Here is a 13836-nt window from a genome sequence, read left to right as displayed (position 1 = left end):
GACCCGGCGTGGGGTTCGTCCGGTCGTTGCGCGCTCGCCGGCTGCCCGGCGGAGTGCGTTGCCCGCGGCCACCGCCGAGAGGCCGGAGTTGCTCGCGGGGCGGTCGGCGTGAGCGGGCAGAACGGGGCGAAGACGACTGTCGTCATCGCCACCCGTAACCGGGCCCCCGAATTGGTCCGCACCCTGACCGAGTTGCACACTCTGCGCCCGCGCCCCGAGATCGTGGTGCTGGACAACGCTTCCACCGACGACACCGTGGCGCGGGCGCGAGCATTCCCCGACGTGCGGGTCGTCGCGCTGTCGCGCAATCTCGGCGCGGCCGCGCGCAACCTCGGCGTCGCGCTCTCCCGCACGCCGTACATCGCCTTCAGCGACGACGACTCGTGGTGGGCCGGTGACGCGCTTCCCGAAGCCGAGCGGGTGCTGGACGCCTGCCCCCGGCTGGGCCTGCTGGCGGGGCGCACGCTCGTCGGCGCGGACCACCGTGACGATCCCGTCAACGAGCTGATGGCCACCAGCCCGCTCGGCCACCCGCCCGGCCTGCCGGGGCCTGCGGTTCTCGGCTTCCTGGCTTGCGCGGCGATCGTGCGGAAGGAGGCGTACCTGCAGGCCGCCGGGTTCAGTCCGCTGCTGCATTTCGGCGCCGAAGAACGGTTGCTTTCGCTCGACATGGCGGCGTGTGGCTGGGATCTCTGCTACGTGCCGGCAGTACGGGCCCATCACCATCCCTCCGCGCGTCGACCCTCTCGGGCGTGGCGCAGGCGGGCCGAACAGCGCAACAACGCGCTGATCGTCTGGATGCGACGGCCGTTGCGGCGCTGCGCGGCCGAGTCCGCAGGCCTGGTCGGCCGCGCGATACGCGACCCCGGGACTTTACTGGCGGTCGCGGGGCTGCTGCGCCGCCTGCCCAAGGCGTTGGCGCAGCGGCGCAGGTTGCCACCGGAGATCGAGCGCCGGGCCAGGATCCTGGAACTCGCCCATGAAAGGAAGTGACCGGATGGGTACCGATCGGATGACGGTCGTCATCATCACCCGCAACCGGCGCGAACAGCTGCTGGAAACCTTGGCGCACATGACCGCGCTCGCCGACGCGGCGCCGATCATCCTCGTCGACAACGGATCCACCGACGGTACGGCCGACGCGGTCGCCGCGGCGTTCCCCGCCGTCGAGCTGATCCGCTCGGCGGACAATCTGGGCGCGGTGGCCCGCAACATCGCGGTGGAGCGGACGACCACGCCGTATGTGGCGTTCTGCGACGACGACACGCGGTGGCAGCCGGGTGCGCTGACCCGCGCCGCCGATCTGCTCGACCGGTACCCCGGCCTCGGCTCCGTGACCGGACGATGCCTGGTCGCCCCCGATCTACGCGAGGACCCCATCACGCCGGAACTGCGGTATTCGCCGGTTTCCGGGCCCGACTGGCTGCCAGGCCCTGCCCTGCTCGGCGTGATGGCGGCCCTGTCCGCGTTCCGGGTCAGCGCCTTCCGGGAAGTCGGCGGGTTCTCCCGGCGTCTATGGTTCGGCGGCGAGGAGGAGTTGCTCGCGCTCGATCTCGCGGCACACGGCTGGTGGATGTGCTGGATCGAGGACATGCTGATCCATCACGAGCCGTCGACCTCGCGTGACGCTACCCATCGCCGCAGGCTCGGTATCCGCAACACGTTGTGGACGCTGTGGTTGCGCCGCCCGGCCCGCAGCGCCGCCCGGCGGACCGCCGCCGTGCTCCGATCGGCCCCGGCGGATCGGACGACCGCGGCGGCCGTCGTCGAGACGCTGCGCGGCATGCCTTGGGTCCTGCGGGAACGGAAAGTCCTGCCGCCGCAGGTGGAAGCGGGTCTCGTGCTGTTGGAAGACTCGCAGCGTCGTTCCACCGCACGTCGTTATGTGGGCTGACAAGGCGTTTCGCCGATCAGGCCCGGCGTGACTCCCGGGCCAGAGCGCGGTCGCGTTGCTCCTCGAACCGCGGAATCCGCACCCGTTCCAGGTCGTCCAGAAAGGCGGAGAGCCGTTCCCGGGCTCGCTCGCCCCGAGGGCCGAAGTCGTCGCGACCGAATATGTTCCATTGCCGGATGACCGGTTGCAGCACTTCCTCCAGGTGCTGGCGCAGGTCGTAGATGCCGTGCTTGGCCATGAGCACGCCGTTGCGCCGGAAGTTGGGCATGCCGGTACCGGGCATCCGGAAGTTGCGCACGATGAGGTCGATCGCTTCGATCGCCTGATCCGGCACCAGATCCAGGGCGGCGCCGCACATGGTGCGGTAGAAGATCATGTGCAGGTTCTCGTCGGCGGCGATGCGTTGCAGCATGCGGTCGGCGATCGGATCGTCGCAGACGGCGGCGGTGTTGCGATGGCTGATGCGGGTGGCGAGTTCCTGAAAGGAGACGTACGCCACCGAGTACAGGAACCCGCCGTCGCCTGCCGCGTCCGCCTGCTCCATCGGCGGGACGAAACCGTGGGACATGTGCACCACCCGGTCGTTCTCCAGAGCGACCGGGTCGACGCCACGCGTGACGACGAGATAGTCGCGCAGAACGATGCTGTGGCGGGCTTCCTCGGCGGTCCACCGTCCCACCCACGACCCCCAGGCGCCGTCCCGGGAGAAGTTCGCACTGATCTCGCGATGATAGGACGGGAGATTGTCCTCGGTGAGCAGGTTCGTGATCAGCGCGGCCTTCGCCACCTCGGACAGCCGCGATTGCTCCGGCTCCCAATCGATCCCGCCGAGCGCCGCGAAGTTGCGCCCCTCGTCCCACGGCACGTAGTCGTGCGGATGCCATTCCTTGACCATGGACAGGTGCCGGTTCAACGCGGTCTCGGCACAGGGTTCGAGTTCGGTGAGGACCTCCAGCTGGGTCAGATCACGCGCCAACGTCGTGCCCGCCTTTCTCTTTCGCACAGGTTCGGAACGGAGAGTGAACGGTGGCGGCGGGCACCATCCTCCACTGCCCGCGCCCACCGGCTCACCTCGCAAGACAGTGCCCGCGGCGCCTGCCCCGGCCGTAGGGCCGAAGGTCCGCCGCGCCGAGTACTTTCAGCATCGCCGAGTCACTCGGTGGTGATGGTGTCTGCGGGTAGCTCCAGCCGATCGGCGTGCTGCCCGTGCAGGCGCGTGGGGCGATGTTCGCGCGGAACTCGGCCGGTCATCCGGACGAGACGAAGGAGTCAGCGGGGCGCTGGGGGATGTGCCGGTTTGTTCACTCGGCTCGGCGGACCGGTTCTCTCGCTACGGTCCCGGTGCGGCGCGGCGGCAGGCGGCGAGATGACAACGTGCGGCTATACGTCCATTGGGCGACGGCGGCAACAGCCGAACCCAGCGAAACGACACCCGCGAGGAGCGCCCAATGGGTGAGGCCGGCGGTGTTGTAGGAGACCTGCCGGACCCCCGGTGCGAGGAGGCTGCCGTTGCCGAAGGCCCAGCTGGTCACCATGCCGATTTGACCACCCAGATCCGACGACCGTCCGAGCATGCCGCGCAGCTCGGGGGCTTTGCTGTTGACGTAGAGCACGGTGAGGACCACAAGCGCCGCGGTGACCACCGCGGACACCGTCACGGCACGCGCCAGCACCTCGGTGCGGTAACGGAGATTCGCCGCCACCACGCAGACGGTGATGACGATCGCGCCTGCGGCGAGTATCGCCATGGCGCCGCTGATCCGCGCGGTGGGCGGCGGTGATGACGACCAGGCGTTCAGGAAAGAAGTGGTCGCGGTGATCCGGCCGAAGGCATTGGCACGGGCTCTGCCATCGGCGCCCACGGCGTTCAACCACGGCTGGAACAGCAGCAACAGCGTGACGATGCTGCCCACCAGCGCGCCAAGGTAACCCCAGTGGCCGTCGAGCGCCGACAAATGGTCGCGGATTCCGGCGAGCCGCCGCGCCGTAGCCGGAACCGGCTCGGGCCGAGTGCCCTTCGTTGACCACGGGGTTGGCTGCACGTCGCTCCGAATCGCAGGGGTCCGGTGTCGAGGACCGAGACGGACATGGCGGTCTCCGGACCGCGGTCGTCCTAGGGGCGGCGCGGCAGGAGGCTACAGCCGGACACTAGAAGCCGAGGAGCCGCCGGAGAATGATTGCGATCAGCACGATCGTGACTCCGGCGCGGCCAGGCCGCGGCTGGTATCGGGCCGGCGCGATGCCCGTCGACAGCGCCTTGCGATGCGGCCGCCGCATCCGCCGCCCTGCTCACGCCGCTTCGATCGACCCCACCCAGCGATGAGGGAGACGGTCGAGATCGCAGCGATCGGTGGCGGTTGCGAATCTCGTTGCGGCACTGCGCAGCGCCCGTCTCGCAGCGGTCGGGGTCGAAGTGGCCGCTTTGCGAAGTCTGCAGTGCCGCTTGCTCACCCGCGCACCGGCCGAAAGATGATTCCGGAGACGTCGGGGAGATACAGTACCGCCGTGACAGAGCACCGATCGCCCTTCGGCGGGGATCGCTCGCAGGACCTCGGAGTGCCGCCTTCGCTGGACCTCCGCACCGCCGACTGGTCGAGTTCCGATGAGACCCTTGCCCGGCTGTTCCAACGTGTCGAGGCCTACGCCATCGACGCGCGCGAATGGTATTCGCGCGACGGCCTAACGAAGCGGCGAATCAGCCTAGCCCTCACCGGGGCCACGCTCGTTCTCGGCTTACTCGGAATACTGGTGCCGCTGCTGACCACCGCCGGGGTCGACGCCATCGATCCCAGTTGGGGATTCGTGCTGCTCGCCTGCGCCGCCGGAACCGCCGCGTTCGACCGGTTCTTCGGCGTCTCCACCGCATGGATCCGCGATCTCCGCAGCGCGCAGTCGGTCAACGCGATGCTGTGTGATTTCCAGTTGGAGTGGGCCTCGGTGTCTCGTGGTCCGGCCAACTCGAACGGGGAGATCGACCGTCGGATGGGGTTGCTGCGAGATTTCTCCTATCGGGTCAACGAGGTGATCGCGCACGAAACCGATAGCTGGGCAGGCCAAGCGCAGCCCTCGGTCACCGCGCGGATAACCAGGTTCGATCGCAGGTAGCAGCGGGAAGCCTCCCGTCCGGACGGCCGGGAGGCAAGCATCGGCAACGCGATGTGGGCGGTGGTGAGCGGAATCGGCGACCACGTGGTAATTGAACCAGTCAGATGACAAGAATGAACTGGCAGGTTAAATTCGGGGCATGAAGCATGTTGTGGTCGCGGGTGGAACCGATGGCATCGGCCGGGCTGTCGCGCTGGAGCGGCTGGCCGAAGGCGACTCCGTCGTGGTGATCGGACGAGACGCGGCGAAGGGCAGAGGCTTTCTCGCCGCCGCGGAGGCGATCGGCGCGGTCGACCGCGCGCATTTCGTGGCGGCGGATCTCAGTTCGATCCGGGCGACTCGCCGGGCGATCGACGCCGTCCGGGCCCGGTTCGCCACGGTGGATGCCCTGCTGCTGTGCGCCCGGCACTACCGGTCCGATCGGCTGGTGACCGACGAAGGCTTCGAGTACACCTTCGCGCTGTTCTACCTGAGCCGATTCGTGCTCGGCTACGAACTGGCCGACCTGTTGAACGCCGCCGAGCGTCCGGTCGTCGTGAATGTCGCAGGCCCGGGCAGCGGCAGCGGCGAAATCCGCTGGGACGATCTGCAACACGAGCGCGACTACCACGGGATGCACGCCCTCGCCCAAGGCGGCCGGCTCAACGATCTACTCGGCATCGAGTTCGCGCGCAGGCCCGTGTCGGCACGGGTGCGATACGTCCTGGTGCACCCGGGGGTGGTCGACACCGCCCTGTCCGGCGACTACGACGCCGAGACGGCGGCCCGGATCGAAGCGCTGCGGCGCACCGCGCGCCCGATCGGTGAGGCCATCCGCCCCATCCTCGACGTCCTGGACGATCCGCCGGCCGAGCCGCTGACCGCCCTGGCGCAAGGCAGGCCCTTGGACGTGCACGGACCGGCATTCGACGCCGCGGCGGCCGCGCGGCTCTACAGCGAGACGACGAAACTACTCGGTCGGCTGCAATCGGCGGCCTCGGGCGTGTCCCCGGCCGGGTTGCGTCAGGTCCTCGACGCGCCCGTCTTCGGTGTGGTGGGCACGATTCAGCCCGACGGCAGTCCGCACCAATCGGTGGTGTGGATCCTGCGCGACGGCGACGACGTGCTCTTCGCGGTAGGGGCGGGCAGTCGCAAAGAACGCAACCTGCGCCGCGACGCCCGGGTGAGCGTGCTGGTCAACCCACCCGAACGGCCTTACACCTACGCCGCGATCCACGGCACCGCCACCCTGTCCGCCGAAGGCGGCCTCGAATTGCGGGATCGTCTGGCGCGCAAGTACACCGGCATGACGTACCTCGAGCACAACCCGGAAGCCGCGGCCAGGTACGGAGACACCCCGATGCTCGTCGTCCGGGTGACTCCAGACCGAGTGGTCGGCCGACTTTGAGCGCTGCCGCGTCCGGTGCGGTCCTCGAATTCCGTTGTGGCCGAGCTGTCGCGAGGGAATCGGCGCGTCGCGTCGGCGCGAAGGGTGGTCGCGGCGCAACGGTCATCGGCGTTGCGCCCCGCCGGCATCGAAAGCCACTTCCCGCCCTCGCACCGGAGCGCGGTACCGCGGCTCGATCCCGGCCGTCGTTCGCGGCCGCCCGGCCGACGTGCATGCGTAGACTTTCGGAGTGACCGAACTCGCGGACTTCGCCCAGCTGATCGCCGGTGATCACGGGCTCTGCGTCGTCTCCACCCTTCGAGCCGACCACACCATTCAGTCGTCACTGGTCAACGCGGGCGTGTTGCGGCACCCGGAGACCGGTGCCGATGTGGTCGGCATGGTGGTGCGCGGCGGTGCGCGAAAATTGGACAACCTACGTGCCCGGCCGCATGCGACGATCGTGTCTCGCGTCGGTTGGCAATGGTGCGCCGCCGAGGGGCCGGTGTGGATCGCCGGTCCGGACGACCCGGCGGCGGGCGTCGACCCGGAGCGGTTGCGGCTGTTGCTGCGTGAAGTGTTCACCGCGGCCGGTGGCGTGCACGAGGACTGGGACGAGTACGACAGGGTGGTGGCTGCCGAGCGCAGGGCGGTGGTCTTGATCCTGCCGGAGCGGGTCTACGGCAACAGCTGAGAAACGTCGCGGAACTTCCGCACCCGCTCAGCTGGTGCGCGGGGTGGAAGGAATCCGGTGTCGTGAGATGGTCGAGAAGTTCGACGGTCATCGGCGGGCAACCGATCGCGGAACCGGTCGGCGCTCGGGCGGTGTCGGTGTCGTCGAACTGCGCGGTCTCGGGTCCGCCCCGCCGGCTCGATACCAGTGCGCGGGCGAGGCCGGGGTCCGCGCCGGATGCGGACGGCACCGGGGTGACGAGATCCGGCAAGGGCAGTGGACGAAGTCCGTACCCCTTGTGCCATAACCGCTCCCACCGCGCGGCGAGCCCAATGAGCGAGAGGCATCGGTCCTTCGAGGAGCCCCGGCTCAGAGTGCATTCGAAGATTGACGGCAGGTGCCCTCAGACTTAGTGTGATGGCACCTGCCATCACTTCGAAAGGCGGCATCGCCATGGCCCTGTTCAACCCGAAGACCGACACGTTCGAGGAGTTCGACCCCGCCACGAGGGCGCGGTTACGGTCGGTGGTCGACTTCTTCGAGAAGAAGGGCAAGCAGGCGCTCACCGGTGATGCGCACCGGGGGGAGTGGTACGAGGACTGGATGGAATTCCTCGCCGAGAGCCGGATCATCGCCCACATGGCGACACCGCGAGCGCATGCGGGCGGAGACCCGGACAAGCGCTGGGACACCGCGGTCATTTCCCGGTTCAACGAGATCACCGGTTTCTACGGATCGCAGTACTGGTACGCGTGGGGTGTTTCGACGCTCGGGCTCGCCACCATCTGGCAGAGCGCCAACGAAAAAGCGCACCTTCGGGCCGCCGAGGAGCTCGACCGTGGCGGCATCATCGGGTTCGGACTGTCGGAGAAGGACCACGGCGCCGACATCTACGCCACCGACATGCTGCTCACCCCCGATGGAGCGGGCGGTTTCACCGCGACCGGCAGCAAGTACTACATCGGCAACGGCAACGTGGCCAGGATCGTGCCCACCATCGGGCGGCGGACGGACGTGGACGGCGCCGACGCATACGTCTGGTTCATCGCCGATAGCCAGCACCCCAATTACCGGCTGGTCGAGAACGTCATCCACGGTCAGAATTTCGTCTCGGCCTACGATCTGGTGGACTATCCCGTCGCCGCGGACGACGTGCTGCACGTAGGCCGCAAAGCGTTCGATTCCGCACTCGCCGCGGTCAACTGCGGCAAGTTCAATATCGGCACGGTCGCGCTGGGGATCGTGGAGCACTGTTTCTACGAGACGATCAACCACGCCAGTACCAAGATCCTGTTCGGGCATCCGGTCACCGATTTCGGGCAGGTCCGGCAGATCCTCGACGACAGCTACGTGCGCATGAACGCCATGCGGCTCTACCACGAACGGGCGATCGACTATATGCGCTGCTCCATGCCGGAGGACCGCCGCTTCGTGATGTTCAATTCCATTGGCAAGATGAAAGTCACCCGCGAGGCCGAGCGGGTGTTCCGGGAACTGTCCGATGTCATCTCCGCCAGGGGTTTCGAGAAGGACTCCTACTTCTCCACGGCGCGCGGCACCATCGATTCCATGCCACGACTGGAGGGCACCGCGCATGTCAATATGGCGCTCACGCTGAAATTCATGCCGAACTTCCTGTTCGATCCGGCGGAGCTGCCTCCGGTGCCGGTGCGGCGGGATGCCGGTGACGACGAGGCGCTGTTCCGGCAGCCGAGCGCTGCCGGGTTGGGCAAGGTGCGATTCGCGGACTGGCGGCCTGCCTACACGCCCTACCGCCATCTGCCGAATGTGGCCCTGTTCATCGAGCAGGCGGAACGATTCACCCAGTTCCCGGTCGAGGCTGCGCCGACGCCTGCTCAGCTGGAAGATGTGGACTACCAGCTGGCAGTGGGAGAATTGTTCACGCTGCTGCCCTACGGCCAGCTCATTCTGGAGCAGGCCGCACTCGTCGGGACTTCTGAAGATTTGCTGGATGCCATTTTCGAAGTCTTCGTGCGCGATTTCTCGGCGTACGCGCTCACCTTGTTCTCGAAGACGTCCTCCACACCGGCACAGCAGGACTGGGCGATGAACGTCCTGCGCAAACCGGCCGTCGACGAGCAACGAATCGCGCGTCTGCACGACGAGGTGATGAGCTACGCGGGCACATTCCGGATGAATCCGTAGCCACACCACCGGATCGCTGGCCGCACCGGCAACGGCTCGGCCATGCGCCGGGCCATCGGCGGCGAGCAGGCGTGCCGGGAAACGCGACGGTCCGGGCCCTTGTATCTGGCACGGACCGCTGATCCCGCGGCACATGCTCCGAAGACCGCCGCGCCCACTCGAGCGGCCTGAAAATTACTCTCGCGCAGGCCGTTCGGGGCGCGGGTGCGGCCGCTGCGCGGCGGGCTGTCGCATCACGGTGTTGATGCGGTTGAAGGCGTTCACGGCGGCGATCAGCGAGACCAGTGCGGCGAGCTATGCCTGGATGTCGAGTTACGTCGGTAGTCGAGGCGAGGGCGCATAGCGAACTACTGATAGAAATTGGTGATTTATCTCTTACTCTATCGATATAGTGGGGTGCGTCGCAGCGTTCGAGCAGGCGCGGCCCGCTTTCGTGCAGGTCGAGTGGGCGCCATCGGAGGCGGCGCCGGACACGGCGACCGCCGGTTCGCTGTACAGGCAGGTCTGTCTCTGTTAGTAAGGAAGGACAGGTCTGTCTTGAAGATGCAGGGTGGGCCCGACTGAGCGCCTCAGGCGCGAAACGAATCGAGTGCCCATATGAGCACAGCATCGCACGATCTCAGCGGCCTTCTTCAGCCTCCGGAAGACGTTTTCTTCGGATTGCGCGCGACCGTCGAACGGCGCGGTGACGCGGCCATCGTCCACGCTCACGGCGAAGTCGACGCCTACACCCTGCCGATGTGGCGCAGAGTGCTACGGGAAGCCGCGACGGCCACCACGGCGCCGGGGCCGGTCGTGGTCGACGCCAGCGGCCTGAGCTTCATGGCCTGTCGTTCCATGCTGGCCTTGGCCGAGGAATCCGAGGCCTGTCGGCGCCGGGGTGTCCGACTGTGTGTGGTCGGCGGCCGGTTGATCGTGGCGCGCGTCATCGACCTGCTCGATCTCGACGCCCTGCTACCCATCTACTCGTCCGTGCCCGACGCGCTGGCCGGCGCCGTCCCGGGCGGGCAGCTCCAGCAAAGCAAGGCGGGATAGCGTCGCGCGGTCATGCCGACGGGAGTGATGGCTGATTCCCCTGACGCGCCGAGGTGGGTTGCGGTGCGGTGGCGAGGAGTGCGTCCGAAGTCGGGGACGGGCGGCCTACGCCGGCCCGGCTGGCCGGAGCGTGGCCGCGAGTGTGGTCAGGGCCGCGGTCAGTACGGCGCGTTCGGCCGCGGGCAGCCGATCGGTGAGCGAGGTCTCGTGCTCCAGCAGCGCGGGCACGACTCGTTCGGTGAGGCGGTGGCCTTCCGGCGTGAGGGTGACCAGCACGCCGCGCCGGCTGGCCGCGGTGGGCTCGCGGGTGATCAGGCCTGCCGACTCGGCACGGGTCAGGCGCTGGGAGATGGCGCCCGCGGTGACCAGGCTGCGTGCGGCGATCTGGCGGGTGGTCAGCTGGTAGGGCGGCCCGGACCGGCGCAGGGTGCTGAGTAGATCGAGAGTGGATTCGTCGATGCCCAAGCGCTGCAGAGTGCGCTGGCGTTCGTCGGTGAGGAGTTTGGCGACTCGCCACAGCGGGGTGAGGATCTCGATCGACTCGGTCCGCGCGCCGGGTAGTTCGCGGCGCCACGCCGCGGCGATCTGGGCGGGCGACGGTATCTCGTCCGGTGTTTCGTGCGTCATTGCCGCAAGTGTCTCCCGTCGGTACATTTAGCGCTAAATATAACGAGGGGAGACGAAATGCGTGGGACCGTCGTCGTCACCGGCGCCAGCGGGGGAATCGGCCGCCGAGTGGCGCAGCGATTCGCCGAAGGCGGTGCCGAGGTGGTGATCACCGGACGCTCGCCGGAGCGGGTCACACAGGCGGCGCGTGAACTGGGAGTGCGCGGGATCGTCTGTGACGCCGGTGATCCCGCGGCGGTGGAGCGCTTCGCCGAGTCGGTGGGGCCCGCAGTGGACGTGCTGGTGAACATGGCCGGCGGCAACACCGATCTCGTCGTGGGCGACGCCGGCACGGGTTCGCTGGCGGACCTGGCCGCACAGTGGCAGGCGAACCTGTCGACGAATCTGTTGAGCGCGGTGCTCACCACCTCGGCGCTACGGGAGCGTCTGCGGCCCGGCGGAGCGGTGATCAACGTCGGCTCGATCGGCGCCGAATACGCCGCGGGTTCCTACGGCGCCGCGAAGGCCGCCCTGGCGGCATGGTCGGCGGGATTGTCGGCGCAGCTGGCGCCGAAGGGCGTCACGGTGAACACCGTCGCGCCCGGTTACATCGAGAACACCGACTTCTTTCAGGGGCAGCTGAGCGACCTGCGGCGTACTTGGTTGATCGACTCCACACATGACAAACGTCCGGGGGATCCGGACGACGTCGCCGGATTGATCGAGTTCCTGGCTTCGCCGCACGCCCGCCACATCACGGGGCAGACGATCCATGTCAACGGCGGCGCGCACACGACCAGATGATGTCCGCCGCAGGCTGATTCGTGTCTGAACGACACTCGTCGCTCGCCGGTTCGAAGGGGGACGCTCCCGGTGCCCGATCGGCTGCCGGACTATCGAGGCGGAGCGACGAGATCCCCGGGCTCGCCCGAATCAGACCAGCCGATTCTGTCGGCCCCGGCGCACTCCGCAGTCACGTCGCGCGCATCGCCGCGGTCCGTGGGTCGGGCGGGTGCGCAGTACTTGTATTCGGTCTGATCGCAATCCTGTTCGTCGCCTGGCGCCTGCGGTTGAATCCGATATCTCCTGCGTTCGTCGTCGTCCGGAGTCCAGTCGCCGACGCCTCGAGCGTGCCGACCGGACCGGCGAGGGCGTCGCGGCCGAGAGGCCGGTGCCGGGGACGGCGCCGAACCCAGCCAGGACCCCAGCGTCAGACGAGGAGCACCACATGACAGCGCAGGCCGCCGCGGCAACTCCGACCTACGCCTTCGTCGCCGACTGGGAGGACTGGCACCGCACCCACGAGTCGCGACGGGCCGATCCGCACGGACTCCTGGCCATCACCGAGCCGCACTGGCTCACCGGTGTGCCGCAGCGATTCCCGGACGCACCGGGCTCCTGGTCCACCGGCGCCGGGGGCGTCGGCGTAAACTTCAACCGGGCCGCGAACTTGCCCTGCGCCCACACCGACCTGGCGCCCTGCCCGTCGCCGCCGGTGGAGAACCGGCTGCCGCCGATCGAAGCCGGTGAGCAGCTCCCGTACGAGCGTCGCCGAACCCGATGAGCGACACGACACCGCGGATCGGGACGTTGTCGTTCCTGACTCCGGGCAACTACCCCGACGACGATCCGTACTCGGGACTCGAGGACACGCTGCGACTGTTCGAGTACGGCGAGCGTTCGGGTTTCGACGGCGCGTGGATCCGGCAGCGTCATCTCGAGCACGGCGTCGGGTCGGCTGCGGTGTTCCTGGCCGCCGCCGGTCAGCGCACCAGCCGAATCGAGTTGGGCACTGCCGTGATTCCGATCGGCTACGAGAGCCCCTTCCGGCTGGCCGAGGATCTGTCGCTGGCCGATGTGCTGTCGCGGGGCCGGTTGCAGGCCGGTTTCAGCGCGGGCATTCCGCCGCATGCCGACTTGATCGGCGACTTGGTCTTCGACGGGGACTGGCGAACCTACGACCTGTCCTACGGACGGATCTCCCGGCTTATCGAGAATCTGCGGGGCGGCTACCTCGGTGACGCGGATACGGTGATCCGCTCGCCGGGCAATACCCAGCGGCCCCGGTTGCAGCCACACAATCCCGGTTTGATCGACCGGCTGTGGTACGGCGGCGGCAGCATCCGCTCCGTCCGCTGGGCTGGGGAGAACGGACTGAACCTGCTGACCGGGAACATCGTCTTCGGTGAGCGCAGCGACGATTTCACTACGACCCAACTGGGTTTGATCGAAGACTATCGTCGGCTGGTCGATCCGGCCCGGCCCGCGCGTGTCGCGGTGGGGCGGGTGATCGTCCCGTTCGACAGCGCCGACCGCACGACTCGCGAGCGGTACCGGCAGTACGCGGCGAGCAGGCACGAGCGCACCTCGGCGCCGCAGGGAGAGCGGCGTGTCCTGTTCGCCCCGGATCTGGTGGGTCCTGCCGCGGAGATCATCGACCGGCTGCGAGCGGATCCGGTGCTCGCGCGGACCTCGGAACTACGACTGGAGCTGCCCTACGAATTCCATCGCGCCGACTACGAGCAGATCCTGTACGACACCGTGGAACTGATCGCGCCCGCACGGGGTCGCCGGCCGGTGACCGGTCGCCCAGGCATCGAGCACGACACCGGCGAGGTGGCCGCGACACCTCGAGTCTGACGCGAAAGGGACGTGCGCAGGCGGTTGCGCGTCAGGTGCCCAGTGCCGCGGCGAACACGGGCCACGACTTGTGCAGATCTTCCTGCCAGTAGGGCCAGGAGTGGGTGCCGTTGCCGCGCAGGTCGACGGTGGCCGGAATTCCGAGCTGGTCCAATCTTTCCCGGAGTTGACGGGTGCAGCTGTCGGCGAATGCCTCCAGCGCGCCGCCGATGAGGAGCTGGTCGATCAGTTTGCCGGAGCTGTGCTCTATCCCGGAGCCGTCGAGGGTGTCGTGTGGTCCGGGTGCTCCGGTGCCGGTGGAGACGTAGATGGCGGTACCCCGCAGCTTGTCCGCGTGCAGGTAGGGGTCGT

The 13836-nt window shown here is 68.2% G+C and carries 13 protein-coding genes and 1 pseudogene; 10 read left to right on the top strand and 4 right to left on the bottom strand.

Features of this window, described 5'->3' with window-relative positions; all coding sequences use genetic code 11:
• Positions 1 to 108 precede the first annotated feature (108 nt).
• Together ACWEKR_RS24155 and ACWEKR_RS24150 are read left to right on the top strand one after the other, a co-directional pair.
• On the top strand, positions 109 to 993 hold the full coding sequence (locus ACWEKR_RS24155) for a glycosyltransferase family 2 protein (protein ID WP_452356384.1): 885 nt from the start codon (positions 109 to 111) through the stop codon (positions 991 to 993).
• Positions 994 to 997: 4 nt separating this feature from the next.
• A complete protein-coding gene (locus ACWEKR_RS24150; protein WP_452356383.1) occupies positions 998 to 1894 on the top strand; it encodes a glycosyltransferase family 2 protein in 897 nt (298 codons plus the stop codon).
• 16 nt (positions 1895 to 1910) lie between these two features.
• On the opposite strand, the gene ACWEKR_RS24145 is transcribed toward ACWEKR_RS24150, so the two are convergent.
• Both ACWEKR_RS24145 and ACWEKR_RS24140 read right to left on the bottom strand, forming a co-directional pair.
• Positions 1911 to 2870, bottom strand: a complete 960-nt coding sequence (locus ACWEKR_RS24145; protein ID WP_452356494.1) for an acyl-ACP desaturase — start codon at positions 2868 to 2870, stop codon at positions 1911 to 1913.
• A gap of 325 nt (positions 2871 to 3195) precedes the next feature.
• Complete coding sequence (locus ACWEKR_RS24140; protein WP_452356382.1) at positions 3196 to 3936, bottom strand: hypothetical protein; 741 nt, start codon at positions 3934 to 3936, stop codon at positions 3196 to 3198.
• 463 nt (positions 3937 to 4399) lie between these two features.
• Here ACWEKR_RS24140 and ACWEKR_RS24135 point away from each other — a divergent pair, with 463 nt between their 5' ends.
• From ACWEKR_RS24135 to ACWEKR_RS24115, 5 genes are all read left to right on the top strand, one after another.
• Positions 4400 to 4999 carry an SLATT domain-containing protein gene (locus ACWEKR_RS24135; RefSeq protein ID WP_452356381.1) on the top strand — a complete coding sequence of 200 codons (600 nt, stop codon included), beginning with the start codon at positions 4400 to 4402 and terminating at the stop codon, positions 4997 to 4999.
• Positions 5000 to 5138: 139 nt separating this feature from the next.
• Complete coding sequence (locus tag ACWEKR_RS24130) at positions 5139 to 6386, top strand: TIGR03618 family F420-dependent PPOX class oxidoreductase (RefSeq protein WP_452356380.1); 1248 nt, start codon at positions 5139 to 5141, stop codon at positions 6384 to 6386.
• A gap of 229 nt (positions 6387 to 6615) precedes the next feature.
• On the top strand, positions 6616 to 7059 hold the full coding sequence (locus tag ACWEKR_RS24125; RefSeq protein WP_452356379.1) for a pyridoxamine 5'-phosphate oxidase: 444 nt from the start codon (positions 6616 to 6618) through the stop codon (positions 7057 to 7059).
• Positions 7060 to 7455: 396 nt separating this feature from the next.
• The gene (locus ACWEKR_RS24120) at positions 7456 to 9204 is read left to right on the top strand and encodes an acyl-CoA dehydrogenase family protein (protein WP_452356378.1); all 1749 of its coding nucleotides are present in this window, start codon (positions 7456 to 7458) and stop codon (positions 9202 to 9204) included.
• A gap of 597 nt (positions 9205 to 9801) precedes the next feature.
• On the top strand, positions 9802 to 10239 hold the full coding sequence (locus ACWEKR_RS24115; protein WP_452356377.1) for an anti-sigma factor antagonist: 438 nt from the start codon (positions 9802 to 9804) through the stop codon (positions 10237 to 10239).
• 105 nt (positions 10240 to 10344) lie between these two features.
• On the opposite strand, the gene ACWEKR_RS24110 is transcribed toward ACWEKR_RS24115, so the two are convergent.
• Positions 10345 to 10866, bottom strand: coding sequence for a MarR family winged helix-turn-helix transcriptional regulator (locus ACWEKR_RS24110; protein ID WP_452356376.1), 522 nt, complete (start codon positions 10864 to 10866; stop codon positions 10345 to 10347).
• A 57-nt stretch (positions 10867 to 10923) separates the two neighbouring features.
• On the opposite strand from ACWEKR_RS24110, the gene ACWEKR_RS24105 reads away from it, so the two are divergent.
• From ACWEKR_RS24105 to ACWEKR_RS24095, 3 genes are all read left to right on the top strand, one after another.
• Positions 10924 to 11649 carry an SDR family NAD(P)-dependent oxidoreductase gene (locus ACWEKR_RS24105; RefSeq protein ID WP_452356375.1) on the top strand — a complete coding sequence of 242 codons (726 nt, stop codon included), beginning with the start codon at positions 10924 to 10926 and terminating at the stop codon, positions 11647 to 11649.
• Positions 11650 to 12073: 424 nt separating this feature from the next.
• Positions 12074 to 12409, top strand: a complete 336-nt coding sequence (locus ACWEKR_RS24100; protein ID WP_452356374.1) for a DUF1684 domain-containing protein — start codon at positions 12074 to 12076, stop codon at positions 12407 to 12409.
• On the top strand, positions 12406 to 13485 hold the full coding sequence (locus ACWEKR_RS24095) for an LLM class flavin-dependent oxidoreductase (protein ID WP_452356373.1): 1080 nt from the start codon (positions 12406 to 12408) through the stop codon (positions 13483 to 13485). Before ACWEKR_RS24100 ends, ACWEKR_RS24095 begins: the two co-directional genes overlap by 4 nt.
• 31 nt (positions 13486 to 13516) lie before the next feature.
• On the opposite strand, the pseudogene ACWEKR_RS24090 reads toward ACWEKR_RS24095, so the two are convergent.
• A pseudogene (locus ACWEKR_RS24090) lies at positions 13517 to 13836 on the bottom strand (esterase family protein); the annotation flags it as partial.

The organism is Nocardia sp. NPDC004573, assembly GCF_053602135.1.
Note: the sequence above shows the minus strand (reverse complement) of the source record. Positions and strands in the feature narration are given on the sequence as shown.

What these genes read in the sequence shown, in the direction of transcription:
- ACWEKR_RS24095 (WP_452356373.1), top strand. Translation starts at nt 12,406, where the DNA reads ATGAGCGACACGACACCGCGGATCGGGACGTTGTCGTTCCTGACTCCG.
- ACWEKR_RS24115 (WP_452356377.1), top strand. Translation starts at nt 9,802, where the DNA reads ATGAGCACAGCATCGCACGATCTCAGCGGCCTTCTTCAGCCTCCGGAA.
- ACWEKR_RS24150 (WP_452356383.1), top strand. Translation starts at nt 998, where the DNA reads ATGGGTACCGATCGGATGACGGTCGTCATCATCACCCGCAACCGGCGC.
- ACWEKR_RS24120 (WP_452356378.1), top strand. Translation starts at nt 7,456, where the DNA reads ATGGCACCTGCCATCACTTCGAAAGGCGGCATCGCCATGGCCCTGTTC.
- ACWEKR_RS24100 (WP_452356374.1), top strand. Translation starts at nt 12,074, where the DNA reads ATGACAGCGCAGGCCGCCGCGGCAACTCCGACCTACGCCTTCGTCGCC.
- ACWEKR_RS24110 (WP_452356376.1), bottom strand. Translation starts at nt 10,866, where the DNA reads ATGACGCACGAAACACCGGACGAGATACCGTCGCCCGCCCAGATCGCC.
- ACWEKR_RS24105 (WP_452356375.1), top strand. Translation starts at nt 10,924, where the DNA reads ATGCGTGGGACCGTCGTCGTCACCGGCGCCAGCGGGGGAATCGGCCGC.
- ACWEKR_RS24130 (WP_452356380.1), top strand. Translation starts at nt 5,139, where the DNA reads ATGAAGCATGTTGTGGTCGCGGGTGGAACCGATGGCATCGGCCGGGCT.